This is a genomic window from Isoptericola sp. NPDC060257 (assembly GCF_042726645.1).
GTDB classification, from domain to species: domain Bacteria; phylum Actinomycetota; class Actinomycetes; order Actinomycetales; family Cellulomonadaceae; genus Isoptericola; species Isoptericola nanjingensis.
Window position 1 is genome coordinate 1 of sequence record NZ_JBHXAW010000476.1, and the last position, 1,683, is coordinate 1,683.

Annotated in this window: 2 protein-coding genes; both read left to right on the forward strand. The window is 70.5% G+C overall.

Translation table 11 applies throughout. The features are described from left to right. A partial coding sequence (locus tag ACFWEK_RS21445) for a CBS domain-containing protein (RefSeq protein ID WP_430555355.1) occupies positions 1 to 791 on the forward strand: 791 nt, incomplete at its 5' end. Further along, a complete protein-coding gene (locus ACFWEK_RS21450; protein WP_430546687.1) occupies positions 788 to 1,666 on the forward strand; it encodes an ABC transporter permease in 879 nt (292 codons plus the stop codon). The genes ACFWEK_RS21445 and ACFWEK_RS21450, both read left to right, overlap by 4 nt. Positions 1,667 to 1,683 lie beyond the last annotated feature (17 nt).

Consider the following 1,683-nt stretch of genomic DNA (forward strand, 5'->3'; position numbering starts at 1 on the left):
TGTCCGGCGGCATGCACCAGCGCGTGGGCCTCGCCCGCGCGCTGGCGGCCGACACCGACGTGCTGCTCATGGACGAGGCGTTCAGCGCACTCGACCCGCTGATCCGCTCGGAGATGCAGGAGCAGCTCCTGGAGCTCCAGGAGAAGCTGGGCAAGACGATCATCTTCATCACGCACGACCTCAACGAGGCCATGCACCTGGGCGACCGGATCGCCGTCATGCGTGACGGCCGCATCGTGCAGATCGGCACCGCCGAGCAGATCCTGTCCGACCCGGCCAACTCCTACGTGGAGAAGTTCGTGGCCGACGTCGACCGCTCCCGCGTGCTCACCGCGTCGTCCGTCATGCAGCGGCCGCGCCTCACCGTCCCCGCCGGTGGCGGGCCGCGGCAGGCGGCGCGCGAGATGCGCGAGGCGGAGGTCTCCGGCGCGTTCGCCGTCGACCGCCGCCGCGTCCTCAAGGGCCTCGTGCGGGCCGACGACGCCGTGCGCGCCACCAAGGAGGGCGTCGAGAAGCTCGAGGGCCTCATCGACGCCGACGTGACCTCGGTGCACCAGGACACGCCGCTCGCCGAGCTGTTCGCGCCGGCGGCCGAGTCCGCCGTGCCGCTCGCGGTGGTCGACGACGAGGGTCGCCTGGTCGGCGTCGTGCCGCGCGTGACCCTCCTCGAGGCGATGGCCGGCGAGGCCGTCGAGAACGGCAACGTCTCCACGCCCGGGACGACGCAGGAGCCGCAGGAGGGTGCGGCCGACGACGAACCTGCCGGGACGACGGAAGGAGCCCCGGCATGATCACCGCCGCTACCGACACTCTTGTCCCCCGCGTCGAGATCGGTGACTGGATCGAGACGGCGATCGGCTGGGTCACCGACACGTTCGACCCGCTCTTCGACGGCATCAAGACCTTCTTCGAGTCGATCTACGACAGCCTGGACTGGGTGCTCAGCACCCCGCCGTTCTTCGTCGTCGCGATCGTGCTCGCTGCGATCGCCTTCTGGGCGAAGGGCTGGAAGCTCGCGGTCGGCTCGCTGATCGGCTTCGTGCTCATCGCCGCGATGGACCAGTGGGACAACGCCATGGACTCCCTGGCGCTCGTGCTGCTGGCCTCCGTGGTCGCGTTGCTGATCGGCATCCCGCTCGGGATCTGGTCGGCGCGCAACGAGCACGTCTCGCGCATCGTGCGGCCGATCCTCGACTTCATGCAGACGATGCCCGCCTTCGTCTACCTGATCCCGACGGTCGTCATCTTCCTCACCGGCCCTGTGCCCGGCATCATCGCGACCATCGTGTTCGCGCTCGCCCCCGGCGTGCGCTTCACGGAGCTGGGCATCCGCCAGGTCGACTCCGAGGTGGTGGAGGCCGGCCGCGCGTTCGGCTCCACCGACCGCCGCATCCTGCGGCAGATCCAGATCCCGCTGGCGATGCCCACCATCATGGCGGGCGTCAACCAGGTGATCATGCTCGCCCTGTCGATGGTGGTCATCTCCGGCATGGTCGGCGCCGGCGGCCTCGGCGGTGACGTCGTGGGCGCCCTGTCGAGCGTCGACATCGCGCTCGGGTTCGAGGCCGGCCTCGCGGTCGTGTTCCTCGCGATCTACCTCGACCGCGTCACCTCGGCCCTCGCGGACCGCTCCCCCGTCGCGAAGGCGCTCAAGGCCGCCCGCTGAGGACCGCACCCCCGTCG

Bases quoted from the DNA above. Each gene is read 5' to 3' on its own strand.
- ACFWEK_RS21450 (WP_430546687.1), top strand. From the start codon at position 788: ATGATCACCGCCGCTACCGACACTCTTGTCCCCCGCGTCGAGATCGGT.